18 protein-coding genes are annotated in these 19,459 nt (G+C 76.2%); 8 read left to right on the forward strand and 10 right to left on the reverse strand.

The window, feature by feature from the left end:
* Positions 1 to 5 precede the first annotated feature (5 nt).
* Positions 6 to 386 carry a response regulator gene (locus JUB12_RS17820; RefSeq protein ID WP_205696784.1) on the forward strand — a complete coding sequence of 127 codons (381 nt, stop codon included), beginning with the start codon at positions 6 to 8 and terminating at the stop codon, positions 384 to 386.
* Positions 387 to 390: 4 nt separating this feature from the next.
* On the opposite strand, the gene JUB12_RS17825 is transcribed toward JUB12_RS17820, so the two are convergent.
* Genes JUB12_RS17825 through JUB12_RS17850 form a run of 6 tightly spaced genes read right to left on the reverse strand, consistent with a single transcriptional unit; the run spans position 391 to position 7,390 of the window.
* A complete protein-coding gene (locus JUB12_RS17825) occupies positions 391 to 1,929 on the reverse strand; it encodes a PAS domain S-box protein (RefSeq protein WP_205696785.1) in 1,539 nt (512 codons plus the stop codon).
* 46 nt (positions 1,930 to 1,975) lie between these two features.
* The gene (locus JUB12_RS17830) at positions 1,976 to 3,559 is read right to left on the reverse strand and encodes an MSMEG_0569 family flavin-dependent oxidoreductase (RefSeq protein ID WP_205696786.1); all 1,584 of its coding nucleotides are present in this window, start codon (positions 3,557 to 3,559) and stop codon (positions 1,976 to 1,978) included.
* A 15-nt stretch (positions 3,560 to 3,574) separates the two neighbouring features.
* Positions 3,575 to 4,423: a carbon-nitrogen hydrolase family protein gene (locus JUB12_RS17835; protein WP_205696787.1), complete on the reverse strand. Its 849-nt coding sequence runs from the start codon at positions 4,421 to 4,423 to the stop codon at positions 3,575 to 3,577.
* A complete protein-coding gene (locus JUB12_RS17840) occupies positions 4,420 to 5,808 on the reverse strand; it encodes an MSMEG_0567/sll0787 family protein (RefSeq protein WP_241004308.1) in 1,389 nt (462 codons plus the stop codon). The genes JUB12_RS17835 and JUB12_RS17840 overlap by 4 nt, the downstream gene beginning before the upstream one ends.
* Positions 5,805 to 6,881, reverse strand: a complete 1,077-nt coding sequence (locus tag JUB12_RS17845) for an MSMEG_0568 family radical SAM protein (protein ID WP_205699807.1) — start codon at positions 6,879 to 6,881, stop codon at positions 5,805 to 5,807. Before JUB12_RS17845 ends, JUB12_RS17840 begins: the two co-directional genes overlap by 4 nt.
* Positions 6,869 to 7,390 (reverse strand): MSMEG_0572/Sll0783 family nitrogen starvation response protein, encoded by a 522-nt coding sequence (locus JUB12_RS17850; protein WP_205696788.1) that lies wholly within the window; start codon positions 7,388 to 7,390, stop codon positions 6,869 to 6,871. The genes JUB12_RS17845 and JUB12_RS17850 overlap by 13 nt, the downstream gene beginning before the upstream one ends.
* A 211-nt stretch (positions 7,391 to 7,601) precedes the next feature.
* Between JUB12_RS17850 and JUB12_RS17855 the strand changes: the two genes are divergently transcribed.
* Positions 7,602 to 8,258 carry a response regulator transcription factor gene (locus tag JUB12_RS17855; RefSeq protein WP_241004310.1) on the forward strand — a complete coding sequence of 219 codons (657 nt, stop codon included), beginning with the start codon at positions 7,602 to 7,604 and terminating at the stop codon, positions 8,256 to 8,258.
* A gap of 699 nt (positions 8,259 to 8,957) precedes the next feature.
* Here the strand turns inward: JUB12_RS17855 and JUB12_RS17860 are convergent.
* Positions 8,958 to 10,049 (reverse strand): histidine kinase, encoded by a 1,092-nt coding sequence (locus JUB12_RS17860; RefSeq protein ID WP_241004311.1) that lies wholly within the window; start codon positions 10,047 to 10,049, stop codon positions 8,958 to 8,960.
* A gap of 64 nt (positions 10,050 to 10,113) precedes the next feature.
* On the opposite strand from JUB12_RS17860, the gene JUB12_RS17865 reads away from it, so the two are divergent.
* Complete coding sequence (locus JUB12_RS17865) at positions 10,114 to 11,790, forward strand: putative manganese-dependent inorganic diphosphatase (RefSeq protein ID WP_205696789.1); 1,677 nt, start codon at positions 10,114 to 10,116, stop codon at positions 11,788 to 11,790.
* A 215-nt stretch (positions 11,791 to 12,005) separates the two neighbouring features.
* Positions 12,006 to 12,395 carry a PilZ domain-containing protein gene (locus JUB12_RS17870; protein WP_205696790.1) on the forward strand — a complete coding sequence of 130 codons (390 nt, stop codon included), beginning with the start codon at positions 12,006 to 12,008 and terminating at the stop codon, positions 12,393 to 12,395.
* On the opposite strand, the gene JUB12_RS17875 is transcribed toward JUB12_RS17870, so the two are convergent.
* A complete protein-coding gene (locus JUB12_RS17875) occupies positions 12,392 to 12,883 on the reverse strand; it encodes an NUDIX domain-containing protein (protein WP_205696791.1) in 492 nt (163 codons plus the stop codon). The two genes, JUB12_RS17870 and JUB12_RS17875, sit on opposite strands and share 4 nt — an antisense overlap.
* Positions 12,884 to 12,944: 61 nt before the next feature.
* Between JUB12_RS17875 and JUB12_RS17880 the strand changes: the two genes are divergently transcribed.
* Positions 12,945 to 13,673 (forward strand): methyltransferase, encoded by a 729-nt coding sequence (locus JUB12_RS17880; protein WP_205696792.1) that lies wholly within the window; start codon positions 12,945 to 12,947, stop codon positions 13,671 to 13,673.
* 24 nt (positions 13,674 to 13,697) lie between these two features.
* Positions 13,698 to 14,165, forward strand: coding sequence for a MarR family transcriptional regulator (locus JUB12_RS17885; RefSeq protein WP_205696793.1), 468 nt, complete (start codon positions 13,698 to 13,700; stop codon positions 14,163 to 14,165).
* Here JUB12_RS17885 and JUB12_RS17890 read toward each other — a convergent pair.
* Positions 14,162 to 14,848: an FHA domain-containing protein gene (locus tag JUB12_RS17890; RefSeq protein WP_205696794.1), complete on the reverse strand. Its 687-nt coding sequence runs from the start codon at positions 14,846 to 14,848 to the stop codon at positions 14,162 to 14,164. The genes JUB12_RS17885 and JUB12_RS17890 overlap by 4 nt on opposite strands.
* A complete protein-coding gene (locus tag JUB12_RS17895) occupies positions 14,848 to 15,222 on the reverse strand; it encodes a hypothetical protein (protein WP_205696795.1) in 375 nt (124 codons plus the stop codon). The genes JUB12_RS17890 and JUB12_RS17895 overlap by 1 nt, the downstream gene beginning before the upstream one ends.
* Before the next feature lie 52 nt (positions 15,223 to 15,274).
* Here JUB12_RS17895 and JUB12_RS17900 point away from each other — a divergent pair, with 52 nt between their 5' ends.
* Together JUB12_RS17900 and JUB12_RS17905 are read left to right on the forward strand one after the other, a co-directional pair.
* Positions 15,275 to 17,467 (forward strand): hypothetical protein, encoded by a 2,193-nt coding sequence (locus JUB12_RS17900; protein ID WP_205696796.1) that lies wholly within the window; start codon positions 15,275 to 15,277, stop codon positions 17,465 to 17,467.
* Entirely contained in the window at positions 17,464 to 19,389 is a 1,926-nt protein-coding gene (locus JUB12_RS17905) for a serine/threonine-protein kinase (protein ID WP_205696797.1), read from the forward strand. Before JUB12_RS17900 ends, JUB12_RS17905 begins: the two co-directional genes overlap by 4 nt.
* Positions 19,390 to 19,459: the final 70 nt, after the last annotated feature.

The following is a 19,459-nucleotide window of genomic DNA, read 5'->3' on the forward strand; positions in this document are numbered from 1 at the left end:
AGCCGATGGACCCGGCCCGCGTGCTCCTGTGCGACGACGCGATCGGCTTCCCGCGGCTCGTCGCCGGGTGGCTCTCCGACGCGCCGGACCTCGAGCTCGTGGAGATGGTCGACCACGAGGCGGCGGGCCTCGCGAAGGCCGCCGAGCTGCAGCCCGACGTCCTGCTGCTCGACGTCGTCCTGCCCGGCGGCCAGATCACGCGCGAGCTGGTGGACCAGTTCCGCGCCGCCGCGGACGGCATGCGCGTCGTGCTCATCTCGAGCCTCCCCGCGGCCGAGCTCGAGCCGTTCGCCGCGAGCATGGGGGCCGATGGCTTCTGCACCAAGGCGACGACCGCCTCGGGGCTGCACGACGCGATCCGCGCTGCGCTCGGCGCGGACGCCTAGGCGCTCAGGCGCCCGGCAGCCAGAAGAAGAAGCGGCTGCCGCTGCCGGGCGACGACTGGACGCCGATCTGCCCGCCGTAGCGGTCGACGTGCCGGCGGGCGATGGCGAGGCCCAGTCCCGACCCGCGGTCGGCCCGCGCGCCGTCGACCTGCTCGAAGGCGCCGAAGATGCGGTCCTGGTCGGCGACCGGGATGCCGCTGCCGTTGTCGGTCACGGCGATGCACCAGCCGTCGCGCTCGGGCTCCGCCGCGATGGTGATCAGCGGCGTGTCGCCGTCGCCGAACTTCAGGCCGTTGGCCAGCAGGTTCTGCAGGACGAGCTCGACGCTCATGACGTCGGCGCTGACGGCGGCGCCCTCGGGCACGTCGAGCTCGACCCGCGCGCCGCGCTCGTCGATGGCGGCCTCGAGCGCCGCCACGACGCGCTCGACCGCGGGACGCAGCTGCACCGTCGCCGGCGCGGAGGGCACGTCGACGAGCCGCGCGTAGGACAGGACGTCGGAGATGAGGTCGCGCATGCGCCCGACCGACGCGGTCAGCTGGTCGAGGACCTCGCGGCCCTCGGCGCTCAGCCGGTCGCCCTCGCGGCGCACGAGCAGGTCGGCGAAGCCGGCCGCCGTGTGCAGCGGCTCGGAGAGGTCGTGCGCGGCGACGGCGGCGAACTGCTGGAGGTCGTGGTTGGAGCGGCGCAGGCGCTCCTGGGTGCGGCGCAGCTCCTCCTCGGCGGCGCGGCGCTCGGTGAGGTCGCGGGTGACCTTGGCGAAGCCGACCAGCACGCCGTGGTCGTTGCGCACGGCGGTGATGGTGACGCTCGCCCAGAAGGTCGAGCCGTCCTTGCGCACGCGCCAGCCCTCCTCCTCGTAGCGGCCCTCGGCCGCCGCGACCTGGAGCTCGTAGGCCGGGTGGTCCCGGTCCTTGTCGGGCTGGGTGTAGAAGATCGAGAAGTGGCGGCCGATCGCCTCCTCGGCCGCGTACTGCTTGATGTTCTGGGCGCCGGCGTTCCACGACGCGATGAAGCCGCCGGCGTCGAGCATGAAGATGGCGTAGTCGCGGACGCTGGCGACCAGGCGGCGGAACTGGTCGAGCTCCTGGTTGGCCTCCTGGAGCGTCGCCGCGCTCGCCCGCAGCTGCTCCTCGGACAGCCGGCGGGCGGTCAGGTCGCGGGTGACCTTGCCGAAGCCCAGCAGCGTGCCGTCGTGGTCGCGGATCGCGGTGATCGTGACGTTGGCCCAGAAGCGCGAGCCGTCCTTGCGCACGCGCCAGCCCTCCTCCTCGTAGCGGCCCTCCGCCGTGGCGATCGCCAGCTCGTCGCCGGGGTGGTCGCGCTCGACGTCCTCCTGCTGGTAGAAGGTCGAGAAGTGGCGGCCGATGATCTCGTCGGCCCGGTAGCCCTTCATCCGCTCGGCCCCGCGGTTCCACGTCTGCACGTAGCCCCGCTGGTCGAGCAGGAAGATCGCGTAGTCGCCGACGCTCTGGATGAGCAGGCCGAGGTGCCGCGCGAGGTCGGGCTCCTGCTCGGGGTGCGCCGGCGCGGCGTCGGTCACAGGAGGGACCGTAGCGCCGCATGCGGCCACGCCGGCGTCTGCGCGCTTACGCGACGCGCACCGGGGCGCCGGCCGGCAGCGCCGCGGCGATCCGCTCGGCCAGGTGTGCGGCGTCGCGGCCGACGGCGGCGAAGCGCCCCGAGCCCCACGTGTGCAGCCACGGCAGGCCCAGGACGTGGAGGCCGGGAACGCGCGTCACGCCGCGGTCGTGCGCGGGGTAGCCGGTGGCGTCGAAGGCCTCCGGGATGCGCACCCACGACCAGTCGCTGCGAAAGCCCGTCGCCCAGACGACGGTGCGCACGCCGGCGGCGTCCAGGTCCAGCGCCCCGGGGGCGTCGGCGCTGGCCGGCGGTGCCCACACCGGGGAGTAGGGGACGGCCGGCGGGGCGTCGATGCCCTGCGCCGCGATCCACCGGTCGATCGTCTCCTCGATGCGGCGCTTGGTCGCGTCGGCGGCGTCGAGGTTCGCGCGCAGGTCACCGCCGGTCTGCAGGACGGCGCCCCGGGCGCCCAGCAGCCGGCCGTGCAGCGCCATGCCCTGCGCGGCGAAGGCGCGCAGGTCGATGTCGCGCCCGCCGTCGCGGCCCGTGACGTAGTGGTTGGGCTCGCGCCGCGCGCCCGTGCCCTCGGGGTGCTCGTCCACGGGCATCTCGTAGTGGCCCATGTCCTCCAGCCAGGCGACGACGTCGCGGCCGCGGTGGAAGCGCGCGACGCGCGGTGCGCTGCCGACGCACAGGTGGACCTGGCGCCCGGCGAGGTGCAGGTCCTCCGCGATCTGGGCACCGGACTGGCCCGAGCCGACGACGAGCACGCCACCGTCGGGCAGCGCATCGGCGTTGCGGTACTGGGAGGAGTGGACCTGGGCGACGTGCGCGGGCAGCGCCGAGGCCAGCGGCGGGACCTTCGCCACGTGGTAGCCGCCCACGGCCAGGACGACGGCATCGGCGGTGAGCTCGCCCCGCGGCGTGCGCACGAGGAAGAGGTCGCCGCGGCGCTCCACGGCGTCGACGGCGACGCCCTCCAGGACCGGCGGCGCGAACGACGCGGCGTAGTCCTCCACGTAGGCGACGATGTCGTCCTTGACCATGAAGCCGTCCGGCTCGGGCCCGGCGTACGGGTGACCCGGCAGGCGGCACTGCCAGTTCGGGGTGACCAGGCAGAAGGCGTCCCAACGCTGGTCGCGCCAGTTCGAGGCGATGCGGTCGCGCTCGAGCACGACGTGGTCGATCCCGCGCGCCTTGAGGTGCCAGGAGACGGCGAGGCCCGCCTGGCCGGCGCCCACGACGACCACCGGGCGGTGGCCGCCCAGGCGCTCGGGGGCGGGGAAGCGCCGCCGGCCGGCCGCGCGCTTCAGCGACTCCACGACGACCGTGGCGTCCGGCGCCTCGGTGTGGAGCGCCGCCGCGTCGCGGATCGCCTCGGCCTGCGCCTCGGCCGCCGTGCAGCGGAAGCCGTAGCGCTCGCGCACGCGCTCGCCGGCGGCGTCGAGGCCCGCGGTCGCGCGGCGCACGAACTCCTCGGCCGGGTAGCGCCCTGCGGGGGCGAGGAAGCGCTCGATCGCCGTCGAGGGCGAGGTGCAGCGCTGGGCGGTGCCGTCCGGCCAGCGGACGACGAGGTGGACCTCGGGCATGGCGGGGCTCCTGGGCTAGGCGAGCAGCGGCTCGGCCGTGCGGTAGGTGTCCGGGCGCAGGTCGCGGATGGGCGACAGCGCGCGGCGGGCGCGCTCGACGGTCGCGTCGAGGTCGAGCGTCGTCGTCGCCAGGCCCGGGCCGGTGCCGGTGGCGGCGACGACGTCGCCGTTGGGGTTCGTGATGCGCGCGCCGCCGAGGAAGCGCAGCTTGCCGAAGCTCCCGGTCTGGTTGGCCGAGGCGACGACGAGCGAGTTCTCCGCGGCACGCGAGCGGTCCCACAGCTCCGAGCGGCGCCACTGGCGGTCGTCCTCGAGGCGCTCGGCGGCGTTGGTGGCGCTGCACGGCCAGGCGCTGAGGAAGCACAGCGCCTGGGCGCCGTCGAGGGCCAGCGTGCGCGACGCCTCCGGGAAGGCCTTGTCGTAGCAGATGAGCATCCCGATCCGGCCGACCGGGGTGTCGAACGCGGCGAGGCGGTCGCCCGGCGTCGTGAAGCGCCCCTCGTCGAGCGGCATGTGGACCTTGCGGTGCAGGTGCAGGACCTCGCCGTCGTGGAGCGCCACGGCGACGTTGTGGCGGATCCCGTCGCCGCCGTCCTCGCAGAGGCCCACGCAGATCGTCATGTCGCTGCCGGCCAGCTCGGCGACGCGGCGGACCTCCGGGCCGTCGGGGTCCAGCGCCGGCGGCGGGTCGTCGACGGCGCCGTGGAGCGTCTCGACGTAGCCGCCCAGCGCCGCCTCGGGCAGCACGAGCAGGTCGGTGCCCGCGGCGCGCGCCTCGTCGACGATCCCGGCGATGCGGGCCAGGCCGGCGTCGAGGTCGCGGTCGAACGGCGCGGCGGCGGCGGTGATGGTGATCTCGCTCATGCGGTGGGCTCCTGGGTCGGGGCGGCGGGGCCGAGCCCCGTGACGCCGGCGGGGATGGCGGTGGTGACGTCGCCGTCGGGCCAGCGCAGGCGCACGCCCGGGGTGCTCGTCAGGACGCCGCACGCCGCGCCGGTCGCGGGCCCGGCGGGCAGCGGCGGGGCGTCGCGGCGGTCGGCCGTGACCATCGCGAAGCCGGGGAAGCAGGTCAGCCAGTCACCCGCGTCGGTGCCGGGGGGGCGCGGGATGGCGGCGACGTCGAGCTCCGCGCCGCAGCCCGAGGCCTCGGCGAGCATGCCGGTCGTCCCGACGACGCCGGCCATGGAGACGTCCTTGGCGGCGCGCGGGCGGGCGACGCCGACCGCGTCGAGCATCTGGGCCAGCTCGTCGCGCGAGCGGCTGGTCGACGAGTCCCACTGGCGGTGGCCGTAGCCCCTGCGCCAGCCGCCGTGCAGGTCGGCCGTGACCGAGAGCGTGTCGCCCGCCGTGCCGCCGCCGGCGGGGACGGGGTGCGTCGTGCGGCCCAGGCCGCTGACGCTGAGCGCGGCGCTCACGCCGAGCTGCGTGTGGCCGCCGAGGACGGGGAGGCGGAAGGCGTCGGCGCCGGCGCGCAGGCCGCGCACGAGGCGCTGCGCGTGCTCGGCGTCGGGGGCGGCGAGGGCGTCGAGCGCCCCGACGGGGGACGCGCCCATGGCGGACAGGTCGTGGGCCGTGACGAGCATCGCGCACCAGGCGGCCCACTCCGGGTCGCCGTCGACCATCGCCGGGAGGATCGCGTCGGTGCAGGCGACGAGGTCGCTGCCGGCGACCGGCACGCCGTCGTCGCCCAGCCACGGCGCCGGGGTGCCCAGCGCCTCGGCCAGCAGCGGGCCGAGCGGCGCCTTCGTCGACTGCGCCAGGGCGGCGAGGCGCAGCACGGGCCAGCGCATGAGGCGGTGGGCGGCGCCGCCGACGTCGAGGGCGCGGACGTCGTCCCAGCCGAGCCGCGCGAAGAACGAGGCGTGGCGGGCCTGGACGTGCGCGTCGAAGCGCAGCGCGCCGGCCCGGCGCGCCTCGCCGCAGGCCGCGCGCACGAGCGCCGCCCCGACAGCTCCGCGGCGCAGCCCGAGGACCTCCGAGCAGACCAGCCGGCTGCCGCGCCACCACCCCAGCGCCGGGTCGTCGCCGACGGGGTGCAGGCGCACGCCGCCCAGGACGTCGCCGTGGTGGTCGACGGCCACGAGCACCCGGATGCCGGGCGCCGCGTCGTGGTCGTCGAGGTCCTCGCGGGCGAAGAGCCCCTGCTGCTCGACGAAGGCCCGGCGGCGCATCGCGTGGTAGGCCGCGAGGCGCCGCGGGTCGTCCTCGGCGCGGACGACGCGCAGGTGGGTGAGGGTCGCGGTGCTCACCCGCACGCCCCGCCGAGCGCCGAGCAGGCGCCGCAGGCCGCACAGCCCGCGCCCTGGTCGACGCCGCGCATCCCCGCCGCCTTCAGCGCCCGCGCGACCTTGCGCGTGACGCGCATGAGCGTCAGCGGGTCCGGCGCGGGGACGCCGTCGGCGTGGGCCAGCGAGCCCTCGAGCGGCCGGTAGGGGACGACGAAGGGGTAGACGCCCATCGCGATGAGGCGCTCGGCGCCGGCGACGAGCTCGTCGGGGTCCTCGCCCAGGCCGACCAGGAGGTAGGTCGAGACCTTGTTGTGGCCGAAGACGCGCACCGCCTCGCGCCAGGCCTCCTCGTAGCGCGCGAGCGACACGGTCGCCTTGCCGGGCGTCCAGCGCTCGCGGACCTCCTGGTCCAGCGACTCGACGTGGATGCCGACCGCGGTGGCGCCGGCGTCCTTGAGGCGCTGGATCCAGCCGAGTTCGACGGGCGGCTCGATCTGCACCTGGATCGGCAGGCCCGGCACGCGCTCGAGGATCGCCCGGACGCAGCGGGCGAGGTGCTTGGCGCCGCGGTCGGCGCCGTTGGACGTCCCGGTGGTCATCACGACCTGGCGGACCCCGTCGAGGCGCACCGCGGCCTCGGCGACCTCGGCGAGCTGGTCGGGGCGCTTGACCTGGGTCGTGGCGCCGGCGCGCAGGGACTGCTCGATCGTGCAGAAGCGACAGCGCGTCGACTCGGCGGTGTAGCGCACGCACGTCTGCACGACCGTGGTGGCGAGCACCTCGGTGCCGTGCAGGCGTGCGAGCTGCTCGTAGGGGATGCCGTCCGCGGTCTGCAGGTCGTAGAAGCGCGGGCGGACGATCGGCTCGAGCAGCGCGTCCTCGACGACGACGCCGTCCCGGGTCAGGACGCCGCCCTCGCGCAGCTCGAAGGGCGAGCTCTCGATGACGGGCAGCGTCGCCGCCGCCCCGTCGAGGGACCAGTGCCCGTCGTCGCTGGGCCCCGCCCCCGCCCGCCGGGCCACCGGCGGGCGCGAGCGCAGACCCAGGACCGCGAGCTCGCTGCGCAGCTCGAGGTCCACGCCTAGAACATCCAGGTCGTGTTGATGATCGCGCCCTTGCGGGAGTACTCGATCATCGCGTCCTGCATGTCCAGCGGGTGGCACGGGATGACGCCCTCCATGAGGTCCTCCTCGCGCGCGCCGTGCAGCGCCAGGCCGAGCCGGCACGCGAAGACCTTGCCGCCGTCGGCGATGAAGCGCTCGAGCTGCGCGTTCTCGTTGCGCATGCCCGGGAACAGCTCGTTGCCGACCGTCGGGAAGCCGCGGGTCTGCAGGCAGTTCAGCGAGCCGATGCCGAAGAAGTAGAGGCTCGAGTCGAAGCCCTTCTTGAGCGCGCGGATCGCGAGCAGGACGGCCACGAACGAGACCGAGGACTCGTGGACGATGCCGTGCACCATCCCGAGGTAGGTCTCGCCGGGCTCGGCCTGGTAGTCGGGGAAGACCTTCGTCTGCCCGTAGATCGCGTCCCCCATCTCCTTCGTGGGGTGCGGGATCTCCATCAGGCTGGCGATCTCTGCGTCGCTCAGCTTCGGCTCGACGGCCATGCGCGTCTCCTTGGGTCGTAGGCGGGCGTCCGGGCTCGCCGGACGGGGAAGATGCTCGACCGCGGGGCGGGCCGGAGGCATGGCCCGCCGGTCCCGACCTCCGGGCCAGGTGGTTGGACGCGAGGTCCCCTCCGCAGGCGCCACGGCGGGCGCGCCGGACGCGCGACGTCGGGTTCTCCGGAGGTCGGGGCGCGGCGAGTACGTTGGGGGCGTGGACGCGCTGCGCGTGCTCGTCGCCGAGGACCAGGCGCTCCTGCGCCAGGGCGTCGTGCGCCTGCTGCAGGACCTGGGCTTCGACGTGGTGGCCGAGGCCGCCGACGCCGACGAGCTGCGCGCCCTCGCCCTCGAGCACCGCCCGGACGTCGCGGTCGTCGACGTCCAGATGCCGCCGGAGATGACCGACGACGGCCTGCGCGCCGCCCAGGACCTCCGCCGCGAGCTGCCGCGCATGGGCATCCTCGTGCTCTCCCAGTACCTCGAGGAGCACTACGCGCTGGCCCTCGTCGCCGACGACCCGCGCGGCGTCGGCTACCTGCTCAAGGACCGCGTGGCCGACGCCGGCGCGCTCGCCGAGGCCGTCCGCCGCGTCGCCGAGGGCGGCGCCGTCCTCGACCCCGAGGTCGTCCAGCGCATGGTCGGCCGCCGGCGCAGCGACAGCCGCCTCGACGACCTCACCACCCGCGAGCGCGAGGTCCTCGCCCTGATGGCCGAGGGCAAGTCCAACCACGGCATCGCGGAGGTCCTCGGCGTCACCCCCGCCGCCGTGGAGAAGCACGTCACGGGGATCTTCACGAAGCTCGAGCTCGACCGGGCGCCCACGGAGCACCGGCGGGTGATGGCGGTGCTGGCGAAGCTGCGGGCGTCGTAGGGGGGGTCGCGCGGGGTGGGGGTCCGTGTGGGTGGAGCTCCGCGCGGGTCGCTCGCGGTCCTCCTCGCGCTCGGGGTCCGGCACTGAGGAGGGGAAGGGAGCCGATGCCCGGCCTCTGCGTGACGCCTCGTGCATGCAGGACATGCACGAGGCGTCATCGGGCTCGGATCCGCCCCGCGAACCCGGCGGCGGCCCGCCCTCCCTCTCCCGACGTGCGAGGCCGCGCCGGCACAAGCCCGGGGGATCGCTCGAGCGGAGCGCCACGAGGGGGTGGAGCTCCGTGCGGGTGGCTCGCGGTGCTCGTGGCGTTCGCTGTTCGGCACTGAGGAGGGGAGGGCCGGTCGCTCGCGGCGGCGCGGGGCGAGGTGTGACCCCTTGTGCATCCCAGGGGTGCAGAAGCGGTCGCACCTCCCCGGCGCGGGCGCGTCGGCGTTCGGATCCGCCCCGCGAACCCGGTGGCGGCTTCGCCGTCCTCTTCCTCCGTGTGAACCAGCGACGGCCAGAGCCCGGACCGGCGTGCGAGCGGACCGCCGCGGGAGCCGAGGTCGGCCTGGTTGACGCCTCGTGCATGCAGGACATGCACGAGGCGTCATCGGGCTCGGATCCGCCCCGCGAACCCGGTGGCGGCTTCGCTCTCCCTCTCCCTACGTGCCAGGCCGCGACGGCACGAGCCCGAGCCCGAGCCCGAGCGGCACGCCCTCACGCCCCGCCCTCCACCGGCAACCCCGCCCGCACCACCGTCCCGCCGCCCACCGGCGAGACCACCTCCAGCGTCCCGCCCAGCACCGCCACGCGGTCCGCCAGGCCGGTCAGCCCGCTCCCCGCGCCCACCGCCGCGCCGCCGGGGCCGTCGTCGCCCACCTCGACGAGCAGGCGACCGTCGCAGTCCGACGCGCGCACCCACGCGCGCGAGGCGCCCGCCTGCGCGGCGTGCTTGGCCGCGTTCGTGAGCGCCTCGGCCACGACGAAGTAGGCGCTCACCTCCACCGGGGCGGGCCAGCGGCGGTCCGGGACGTCGATGGCCACGGGCAGGGGCGAGCGGGCGGTGAGGGCCTCGACGGCCGCGCCGAGCCCGCGGTTGGTGAGGATCGCGGGATGGATGCCGGCGACGAGCTCGCGCAGCTCCTGCACGGCCTCGCGGGCGTGGCCCGCGGCCTCGCCGAGGGCGTCGCGGACGGCCTCGTCGTCCTCGCCGACCCGCGCCGTCGCGCCCTGCAGGAGCATGAGCAGGTGCACGAGGCGCTGCTGGGCGCCGTCGTGGAGGTCGCGGCCGATGCGGCGGCGCTCGGCGTCGGCCGCGGCGACGATGCGCGCCCGGGAGGCCTCGAGCTCCTCGGCCAACGAGCGGGCGATGCCCTCGCGCAGCCGGGCCTCCTCGGCCTCCAGGCGCTCGGAGATGTCGCGGAAGACGACGACCGCGCCGCGGCCCTCGGCCATCTGCAGCGGCGAGGAGGAGTAGGCGACGGGGACCATCGAGCCGTCGCGGCGCACGAACCAGTCCTGCTCGACCTGCACCGCCTCGCCGGTGGCCCGCGGGCGCAGCAGCGGGCACTCCTCGTCGGGGAACGGCGTGCCGTCGGGGCGCTTGTAGTGGATCGTCGGGTGGCTGAGGCGGCCGAGCAGCTCGCCCGCGTCGTCGTAGCCCAGCGTCAGCACCGCGGCGGGGTTGGCGAAGAGCACGCGCCCGTCGGGATCCACGACGTACACGGCGTCGACGACGCTGGCCAGCAGCGCCTGCAGCATGCCGTCGGGCCAGCTGCGCCAGACGTCGGGGGTGGGGAGCGTGCCCACGCCGGGCAGGCTACGGGGGCGACGAGGACGACCCCCGGGCGCCGCATTTCCTACGCTGCCCGTCTTGACCACGCAGCTGCCCGCACCTGAGGAGACGGCCGTGCCCCGCGAGAGCGACAAGCCGCGCGTGCACGTCGTCGGTCACCGCAACCCGGACACGGACTCCATCGCGGCAGCGATCGGCTACGCCGAGCTCAAGGGCGCGATCGACGACTCCTGCGAGTACGTCGCCTGCCGCCTGGGCGAGCTCAACCCGCAGACGTCGTGGGCCCTGGACCGCAGCGGCGCCGAGCTGCCGATGCTGCTCGAGCACGTCCTGCTGCGCGTGGAGGACGTCATGCGCTCGAGCTTCCCGTCGGTCTCCCACGAGGAGTCGGTGCGCGACGCGGGCCAGCTCATGGTCTCCGAGGGCCTCGAGCTCCTGCCCGTCGTCGACGACGACGGCGTCCTGCTCGGCGTCCTGACCGAGGAGCGCCTGGCCCGCCGCTACGTGCGCGAGTCGCGCGAGGCCTCGCGGCTGCAGTCGCCGACGAAGGTCGACGAGATCGTCGAGGGCGTCGCCGGCGAGGTCCTCTACGCCCCCGAGGACCACCGCGCCGCCGGCCGCGTCTGGGTCCTGGCGATGGACGTCTCCTCGCTGCTGCGCGACGTCGCCGAGGGCGACGTGGCGGTCGTGGGCGACCGGCCCGACGCGCAGCTGCGCGCGGTGGAGACCGAGGTCGCGCTGCTCATCCTCTCCAACGACGCCGAGCCCTGCGAGGGGCTGCTCGAGGCGGCCGAGGAGCACCACACCGCGGTCATCCGCACGTCGCTGGACTCCTACGTCGCGGGCCGCATGGTCACGCTGTCCACGCCGTGCAAGGCGCTGCTGGACCGCGACCCGCTGACCGCCCGGCCCGACGACCTCATCAGCGACGTGCAGGAGGAGGTCAAGGACGTCTCCTACCGCGGCGCCGTGGTGGTCGACGGCGACCGGCGGCCGATCGGCCTCGTCACCCGCGCCGAGCTCGTGCGTCCGCGCCCGCGCCGCGTGATCCTCGTGGACCACGCCGAGCAGGCGCAGGCCGTCCAGGGCATCGAGCACGCCGAGATCGTCGAGATCCTCGACCACCACCACATCGGCTCGATCGAGACCAAGCTCCCGGTGACGGCGACCTTCGACCCGGTGGGCTCGACGAGCACGCTCGTGGCCGAGCGCTTCCGCAGCCACGGCGTCGAGCCGACGCGCGAGACGGCGACCATGCTCCTCGCCGCGCTGCTGTCCGACACGGTGATCCTCAACTCGCCGACGACCACCGACCGCGACCGCGTCATGGCCGAGGACCTGGGCGACCTGCTCGGCCTCGACCCCGTCGAGTTCGGCAGCGCGATGTTCAAGGCGTCCTCCGACCTGACGCGCTACACCGCCGACGAGCTCGTGCAGCGCGACGCGAAGAGCTACGAGCTGCCGGGCGGCCAGACGCTGGCCATCGCGCAGGTCGAGGTCGTCGGCGACGGCCTCGCCGACCGCGACGAGGAGCTGCTGCAGGCGGTGCGCGACCGCTGCGAGCGCGACGCCCACCGGATCTTCGCCCTCATGGTCACCGACGTGGTGGGCAAGGGCACCCGGCTCGTGGTGGCCGGTGACGTGGCGGCGGCCGAGCGCGCCTTCGACACCCGGGCCGTCGACGACGTCCTGGACCTGCCGGGCGTCATGAGCCGCAAGAAGCAGGTCGCGCCGCGCCTGCTCGCGGCGACCTGAGGGCAGACGCGACGCCCCGGCGGGGCGGGCCGGGGCGTCAGGAGGGCACTCCTAGGCGTCGGAACGGCAACGTACAGGTGACTGCCGTTCATCCGACGGCCGTGCGACGAACGGTCGCAGATGGACCACTGGACGCCCTCCACCTTCCCCTTGGGGGTGGGGCACGCACCAGATGCTCAGAGCCCGCGGACCTTGTGCCGAAGACCGAGCGTGAGATGAACGTCCCGGCCGCCGTCCTGCAGCCCGCCTCGCCGCCCAGCCACCCCGCGTGCGACCGCCGTGCCAGCCGGCGCCTGCGCCTGCCGCTCGGCGTCACGGTCCGCCCGCTCGACGAGCACGGCGAGGCGACGACGACCCACTGCGTCGACCTCTCCGACGACGGGGCCCTCCTCGCCTGCATCGGCCTGCCGCGCCACGTCGAGCTCCTGATCACGCTGCCCGGCGGGCACGGACGGTTCGCGCTGCGCGGCGAGGTCGTCCGCGAGCAGGCCGGGCGCTCGGGCGTGCGCTTCGCCTCGGTCCCGCCACGGGCGCGGGCCGCCCTGTCGGCCGTGCTGGCCGAGGCGGAGACCGCCGCGCACCGGCGCACCTCCGCGCGGCGCTAGCCGCCGGCGCCCGGCGTCGCGGCCGTCTGCTCGAGCAGCCGGTCCAGCAACGGCGCCTGCCCCTTGACGATCCGCCGCCGCGCGACGTCGAGGTCCATCCACGCCGCGCGGTCCATCTCGGGGAACGCCTGCAGGCGGCCCGAGCGCGGAGGCCACTCCATCTCGAACGTCCCCGGCGTGATCGTCGAGACGTCGAGGTCGGCCTCGAGGGCGAAGGCCGTGACGCGCTTGCCCGAGGACTGGCGCACCTCGCCGAGCGCGACGAGCTCGCCGTCGGGCACGGGCAGGCCGAGCTCCTCCTGGAACTCGCGGCGCGCGGTGGCCTCGTCGTCCTCGCCGGGCTCGCCGCCGCCCTTGGGGATCGACCAGGCGCCGTCGTCCTTGCGCGCCCAGAACGGCCCGCCCATGTGCCCGAGCAGGACCTCCCGCGTGCCGTCGGCGGCACGGCGGTGCAGGAGCAGGCCGGCGGAGCGCTGGACGGTCGGCACGCGGCCATGATGGCGCGGGGGTGCGGCTGGGGTCCGGCCCCGGCGGGCAGCCTGCGGGCCGATGGCGCCGCTCGCGACCCCGTCCCGCTCGCTGGACGCCCTGCGCGAGTCGCTCGTGGAGCGCCTGCGCGAGCTGCGCGGGCCGATGGCGCCCATCCCGCGCACGCTGCTCGAGCTCGAGCTGCGCAAGGTGGAGGTCCCCGGCGGCGCCGTCGTCGCCGTGAAGCCCGACGACTGGCCGGCGCTGCGCGAGGAGGTCGCCGAGCTCGGGTGGGAGGCGCCGTACTGGGCGGCGCCGTGGCCGAGCGGCTTGGCCCTCGCGCACGAGCTGGCCGGCCGCGACCTGCGCGGCAAGCGCGTGCTGGAGCTCGGCTGCGGGCTGGGCATCGCCTCCGCGGTCGCCGCGCGCCAGGGCGCGACGGTGCTCGCCACGGACGCGGATCCGTGCGCCGCCGCCTTCGCGGCGCACACGATCGCCCTCAACGAGCAGACGGCGGAGGTCGCGGTCGCCCGCTGGCCCGACCTCGCCGAGCACCACCGCCACGACCCGTTCGACCTCCTGGTGGCGGCCGACGTGCTCTACCGGCGCGACAACGCCGAGGACCTGGCCCGCGCGCTGCCGCTCCTGGTGGCGCCCGACGGCGAGGCGCTCGTCGCGGACCCCGGACGCGCCGGGGCGGCCGAGCTGTGGCCGATGCTCCGGCGCCGGTGGCGGCGCGCCACGACGGCCGCCCCGGGCGGGGACGAGGTCGAGCTGCACGCCCTGCGGCGGCGTGGCACAGACCCGTAGGCGCGCTATCTTCTGCCCTGCCTCATGGCTGCGACCACGCGCGACACGCCCGAGCCCGAGGCCACGGCCTTCGCCGAGGCCGTCGACGCGTTCGTCCGGGCCCAGCGCCGCGCCCGCGGCCGCGCCAACCGGGCGCCCGAGGTGCCCGAGCTGAGCTTCTCGCAGTACCACCTGCTCGAGCCGCTCGTGCTCGACGAGCAACCGCTGTCGGTCTCCGCGCTGGCGCAGGCGGCCGGCGTGAGCGCCCCGAGTGCGACGCGGATGATCGACGGGCTCGAGCACCGCGGCATCGTCGAGCGCATCCGGGCCGCGGACGACCGGCGGGTCGTCCGCGTCGTCCTGACCGAGCAGGGTCGCGCGCTGGCCCAGGCCAAGCGCCGGGCGATGCGCGACCGCCGGGCCGAGCTCTTCGCCGCGCTCCCGGCCGAGCTGCGCACGAACGCCGCCGCCGTGCTCAACGCCATCGCGCTCGCGATGGAACGCCTGCACTAGCGGCCGAGGTCGCCCGGCGTCACCGCGCCGGAGCGCAGCGCCAGCTCGACCACCCGCGCCCGCTTGGCGTTCTGGGGCAGGTCGCCGACGTCGAACTTCTGGAAGAGCGTGCGCAGGTGCGTCTTGACCGCCTCCTCGGAGAGCACGAGCTCCGCGGCGATCGCGCGGTTGGTCGCGGGCAGCGCGTGGGCACCGCCGCCGGCGAACGGGCGGCAGAGCGCCACCAGCACCCGGCGCTGGGCCGGGCTGAGCTCGGGTGCCGGCGCGGCGGGCGCCTCGACCGCCGTCGCCTCCACGGCGCCCGGCAGCGCGGGGGCACGGAAGAGCAGCAGCGTGCTGCCCACGCGCACGACGTCCTGGTCGTCGAGCCGGCGCCGGCCGGCCACCCGGGTCTCGCCGACCCAGGTGCCGTTGCGCGACAGGCCGTCGTCCACGAGCACCCAGGAGGCGGCGACGCGCTCGAGCTCGGCGTGCAGGCGCGAGACGCCGGCGTCCCAGGGCAGCGCGACGTCGCACGCGGGGTCGCGGCCGATGCTCAGCCGGTCGCGGAGGAGGACGGTCTCGAGCTGCCGGCCGCTCGGGTCGCGGTGCACGAGGTAGGGGTCGCCGGCCCGGTCGAGCTCGACCAGACGCTTGAGCTCGGCCGGGGTGCGCTGCCGCAGCGTCTGCGGCCGCGCGTCCATCAGGGGCTCTCGACGACCTCGTCGGTCACGTCGACCTGCGGCCCCGAGGGCGCGGCCGGCGACTGGGTCTGGGGCTGAGCCTGCTCCTGCTCGGGCTGGACGCTCTGGCCGGGGGTCACCTGGCCGGCGACGGGCCCCGCGCCGGTGCGGACCACCGGGGCGGCCGGGGAAGTCCCCAGTCGCAGCTCCGGCGTCTCCGGCAGGTCGGCGACCGCGAGCTTGCCGTCGGTGGCCGCCGCCGCGGTGGCGCGCTTGGCGGCGGGAGCCGCGTCGCCATCGGAGGATCCCGCCGCGAGCAGGCCGATCCCGAGACCGGCGAGGACCGCCGCGACGAACGCGGAGAGCAGCATCCGGGACGTGGCGCGTGCGGACACGGTCTCGGGAGGATAGTCGTCACGGGTGTCGCAGGCGTGCGATCATCTGGCCATGCGCAAGGGCTGGGGGGTCCTTCTGGCATGCGCAGTCGGGGCACTCATCGGTCCGCCATCTGCCAGCGCGGACACGTACCAGGTCCAGCTGTGCCGTCAGAGCTCCTCCGCGACAGGGTTCGCGGACGACTTCACGGAGGCCGGACAACCGGCCTTCGCGGTCACCCGTGACTGCGCGGCGGGCGGCGCCGGCATCGAGGTCCACGGGGCGGCGGCGACCGGGACGAAGAGCCTCGTCCTCACGGCCCCGGGCGCGGCGACGATCACCTCCGCGCGCCTCTGGCACCACACGACGGGCGGCGGCTCGGTCGCCGTCGTCGCGGTCCGCCCGGGCGGCGACACGACGCTGACGACGAGCTCCGGCTCGTCCTCCTACGCCACCGTCACGCCCGGCGACGGCCAGCTCCTGACGAGCCTGCCGATCGGCACGCGGGGCCTGCGCTACGACGTCACGTGCTCGGTGAACTGCCCGAGCCTCGACGCGACCGTGTGGTCCGTGGAGCTCACGCTCGACGACCCGGACACGCCGAACGTCTCGTTCAGCGCGACGGCACCGGGCGGTGCGCTCACCGTGACGGCCAACGCCGCCGACGGCACGTCCGGGGTGCGCTCGGCACGCCTGCTCGTCGACGGCATCGAGGTCGACACCGAGTCGGTGACCTGCGCGCAGCGGATCTCGCCCTGCCCCGCGAGCGCGACGCTGACGCTCTCGCGGCCCGGCGTGCTCAGCGATGGGCCGCACCGCGTGCGCGTGGAGGTCGCCGACGCCTCGGGGCGGGTCGCCGCCAGCGAGTCCGACGTCGTGGTCGACACGTCGGCGCCGGTCGCGACGGGCGCGCCGTCGGTGGTCGGCACGCCGGAGGTGGGCTCGACGCTCCAGGTCGCCCGCGGGACCTACGCCGCCGGTCAGGACCCCAGTCGCGAGTTCCGCTGGGAGCGCTGTCAGAACGGCGCCTGCGTCGAGATCCCCGGGGCCGCGGGGCCGTCCTACGTCGTGCAGGAGGCCGACCAGGACCTCCAGCTGCGCGTCCGCGAGATCGCCAGCGACGCCGGCGGCTCGACCACCCAGGTCTCCTCGCTCACCGGCACGGTGCCGGCCTTCGTCCCGCTGCTCGTCGAGGGGCTGCAGGTGGGCGGCGACGAGCGCGTCGGCGGGACGGTCCGCGCGACGGGCGGGACCTGGCGCAACGCCGTCGCGCTGGGCTACCAGTGGCGCTCGTGCGGCCGGCGCGACGGGACCGACTGCGTGGACCTGCCGGGCCAGCAGCGCCCGTCGCTGGTCGTCGACCGCGAGGACGGCGGGCGCTACCTCGTGCTCGTCGTCACGGCGGTCGGGCCGCGCGGCCACACGCGCACCGCGCAGGCGGCGACGGGCCGCATCTCGGCGCTCGCGCTGCGCAACGTCTCCCAGCCGTCGGTCGGCGGCACCGCCGTCCCGGGCGGGCGGCTGACGGCTGAGCCCGGCTCGTGGGAGGGCGCCGACGTGCGCTTCGCCTACCAGTGGCTGCGCTGCACGACGAGCGGCTGCCTGCCGGTCAGCGGCGCGGTCGGGCGCGTCTACACGCCGTCGTCGAAGGACCTGAACGCCGCGCTGCAGGTCCTCGTGACCGCGACGGACAGCAACCGCGAGAGCATCACGGTGCGCAGCGCGTCGAGCGAGAAGGTCCGTTCGAAGTCCTCGGAGAAGGCGCTCGCGGTGCCGCGGGTGCGCACCCGGGTGCGGATCGTCTCCTTCCGCGACTACCAGTTCGCCCTGGCGATCGGGCCGACGCTGCAGATCCTCGACCTCACCCCGGGCAGCCGGGTCGACGTGGTCTGCCGGCTGTGCGCGCGCAACCGGCTCGTGCGCCGCAGCGGCATCAAGGGCCGCTCGCTGAAGGTCGACCTGGGCAACGGCGGCGTGCAGATCCCGCCGGGCGGCCAGATCGTCGTGCGGGTGCGCAAGAAGGGCACGATCGGCCGCGAGGTCGTCGGGACGCTGTCGCTCAACCGCAGCCAGCGGATCTCCTTCGGCGCCGCGCGGTGCCTGGCCAAGGACGCGTCGCTGCGCAAGGTCACCTGCCCGTCCAAGGCGCCCGCGAAGAAGAAGAGCACCAAGCCGAAGGCCAAGAAGGGCACGGAGAGCAGCACCCAGTCGACGGCGGCGCCGTCGGCCACGCGCACGGACGCCACCGCGCCCGGAGGTCCATGAGCGACCTCCCCCTGCTCTCCGGGGACCTGCTCCCCGGCGCGAAGGTGGCCGGCTACGTCATCGAGGGCGTCGTCGGTCGCGGGGGGATGGGGACCGTCTACCGGGCGCGCGACCCGCGGCTCGACCGGGTCGTCGCGCTCAAGGTCGTCGCGGCGGCGATCGCGCAGGACGCCGAGTTCCGCGAGCGCTTCCTGCGCGAGGCGCGCTCGGCGGCGGCGATCGAGCACCCGAACATCGTGCCCGTGCACGAGGTGGGCGAGCACCACGGCCTGCCGTTCCTCGCGATGCGCTACCTCGACGGGCCCGACCTGCGCGAGGTGCTCGCAGTGTCGGGCCCGCTGGAGCCCGAGCGCGTCGGCCAGGTCGCCCTGCAGCTCGCCAGCGCGCTCGACGTCGCCCACGCACGCGGCCTGGTCCACCGCGACGTCAAGCCGGCCAACGTCCTGCTGCCGCTCGACGAGGTCCACGACGCGGGCCACGTCTACCTCACCGACTTCGGGGTCGCCCGCGGGGCGGCGGCGACGACACTGACCGACGGCGGCGACCTCGTCGGGACGCTGGCCTACGTCGCGCCGGAGGTCATCAGCGGCCAGCCGGCGACGCCCGCCTCGGACCGCTACTCGCTGGCGTGCACGCTCTTCCACCTGCTCTGCGGGCGCCCGCCGTTCAAGGCCGACTCCGACGCCGGCCTGCTGTGGGCGCACATGGAGCAGGAGCCGCCGGCGCCGTCGGCGATGGTGCCCGAGCTGCCGCGGGCGGTCGACGCCGCGATGGCCCACGCGCTGGCCAAGGACCCCGCGGCGCGCCCGCCGACCTGCACGGCCTTCGCCGAGGCGCTGTCGGCGGCGCTCGACGGCGTGGTGCTCGACCCGGGCGACGGCGCCGACGCCGGGGGGGAGCGCACGACGATCCTCCCCGCCGGCGTGGGGAGCCTCTCGACGCTGGTGCAGCGCGCGCCGGCGCCCGCGGGTCCGGGCGACGCCGACGGGACGAGGACCGACGGCGCCGCCGGCGGCGTGCGGCGCCGGGCGCTGCTCGTCGGCGCCGCGGTCGTCGTCGGCCTCGGGGCCGGCGTCGGGGGCGGCCTGCTCGTGGCGGGCGGCGACGAGGAGCTGCCGGCGACGTCGGTCCTGCGGGCGCAGTCCGGCGCGGCGGAGGTCGCCCTCGAGGGCTGGCGCGGCGCGCCGGCCGGCGCGGGGCAGCTGCCCGGCCTCGACATGACCGCTCGCTGGTCGGGCGAGACGCTGGTGCGCGGCCGGCGCGTCGTGGCGACGGTCGGACGCCTGGCCCCGGCACCCGGCACGGGCGCGCGCCAGCCCCTGAGCGCCGACGCCGAGCGCGCCCTGCTGGGCGGCGGCCGCGCGCGGGTGCTGGAGATCGGCGGCCTCGCCGCGGTCGAGGTCGCCGGGCCGCTGGCCAGCGACGGCGCCGGCGCCGCGTCGGTCGTCGTGCGCGGCAGCGACCGGGGGCTCGTGGCCGCCTCGTGCCGCGCGCCCGACGAGGGCACGGCGTCGTCGGCCTGCCGCCAGCTCGCCGCCGCCCTGCGCGCGCCCGCCGGGCGCCGCTTCCTCGCGCTGGGCGCGGACCCGGACGCCGCCCGCCGGCTGAGCAGCGCCCTGCGCGTGGCCACCGGTCGCCGCGCCGACCGCAGCGCCCTGGCGGGGCGCGATGCGGCCGCCCGGGCCGCCGCCGCACGCCGGCTGGCCGCCCGCCGCGACCGCGCTGCCCGCGCCGTGCGGGCGGTGCAGCTGCCGCGCCCGGCCGGGACCGCCGTGCGGCGCCTGGCCAGCGCGCTCGAGGCGACGGCGGCAGCCCTGCGCGAGGCCGCTCGCGGCGGCGCGGACGCCGGCCGGCGCCTGGACCGCGCCGAGCGCGAGCTGCGCGAGGCCCGCCGCGCCCTCGAGGCGCACGGCTACCGCTAGCCGCGCGGCACCGGGCACTCGGACGACGCCCCGCGGCAGCGGACCCCACCTCCGCTGCCGGGTCCCTCAG

Source organism: Conexibacter sp. SYSU D00693 (genome assembly GCF_017084525.1).
Taxonomy (GTDB): Bacteria; Actinomycetota; Thermoleophilia; order Solirubrobacterales; family Solirubrobacteraceae; genus Baekduia.

Excerpts from the sequence above, each read along its gene's own strand:
- JUB12_RS17820 (WP_205696784.1), top strand. The coding sequence starts at position 6 with ATGGACCCGGCCCGCGTGCTCCTGTGCGACGACGCGATCGGCTTCCCG.
- JUB12_RS17830 (WP_205696786.1), bottom strand. The coding sequence starts at position 3,559 with ATGCCCGAGGTCCACCTCGTCGTCCGCTGGCCGGACGGCACCGCCCAG.
- JUB12_RS17835 (WP_205696787.1), bottom strand. The coding sequence starts at position 4,423 with ATGAGCGAGATCACCATCACCGCCGCCGCCGCGCCGTTCGACCGCGAC.
- JUB12_RS17850 (WP_205696788.1), bottom strand. The coding sequence starts at position 7,390 with ATGGCCGTCGAGCCGAAGCTGAGCGACGCAGAGATCGCCAGCCTGATG.
- JUB12_RS17870 (WP_205696790.1), top strand. The coding sequence starts at position 12,006 with ATGAACGTCCCGGCCGCCGTCCTGCAGCCCGCCTCGCCGCCCAGCCAC.
- JUB12_RS17880 (WP_205696792.1), top strand. The coding sequence starts at position 12,945 with ATGGCGCCGCTCGCGACCCCGTCCCGCTCGCTGGACGCCCTGCGCGAG.
- JUB12_RS17885 (WP_205696793.1), top strand. The coding sequence starts at position 13,698 with ATGGCTGCGACCACGCGCGACACGCCCGAGCCCGAGGCCACGGCCTTC.
- JUB12_RS17890 (WP_205696794.1), bottom strand. The coding sequence starts at position 14,848 with ATGGACGCGCGGCCGCAGACGCTGCGGCAGCGCACCCCGGCCGAGCTC.
- JUB12_RS17900 (WP_205696796.1), top strand. The coding sequence starts at position 15,275 with ATGCGCAAGGGCTGGGGGGTCCTTCTGGCATGCGCAGTCGGGGCACTC.
- JUB12_RS17905 (WP_205696797.1), top strand. The coding sequence starts at position 17,464 with ATGAGCGACCTCCCCCTGCTCTCCGGGGACCTGCTCCCCGGCGCGAAG.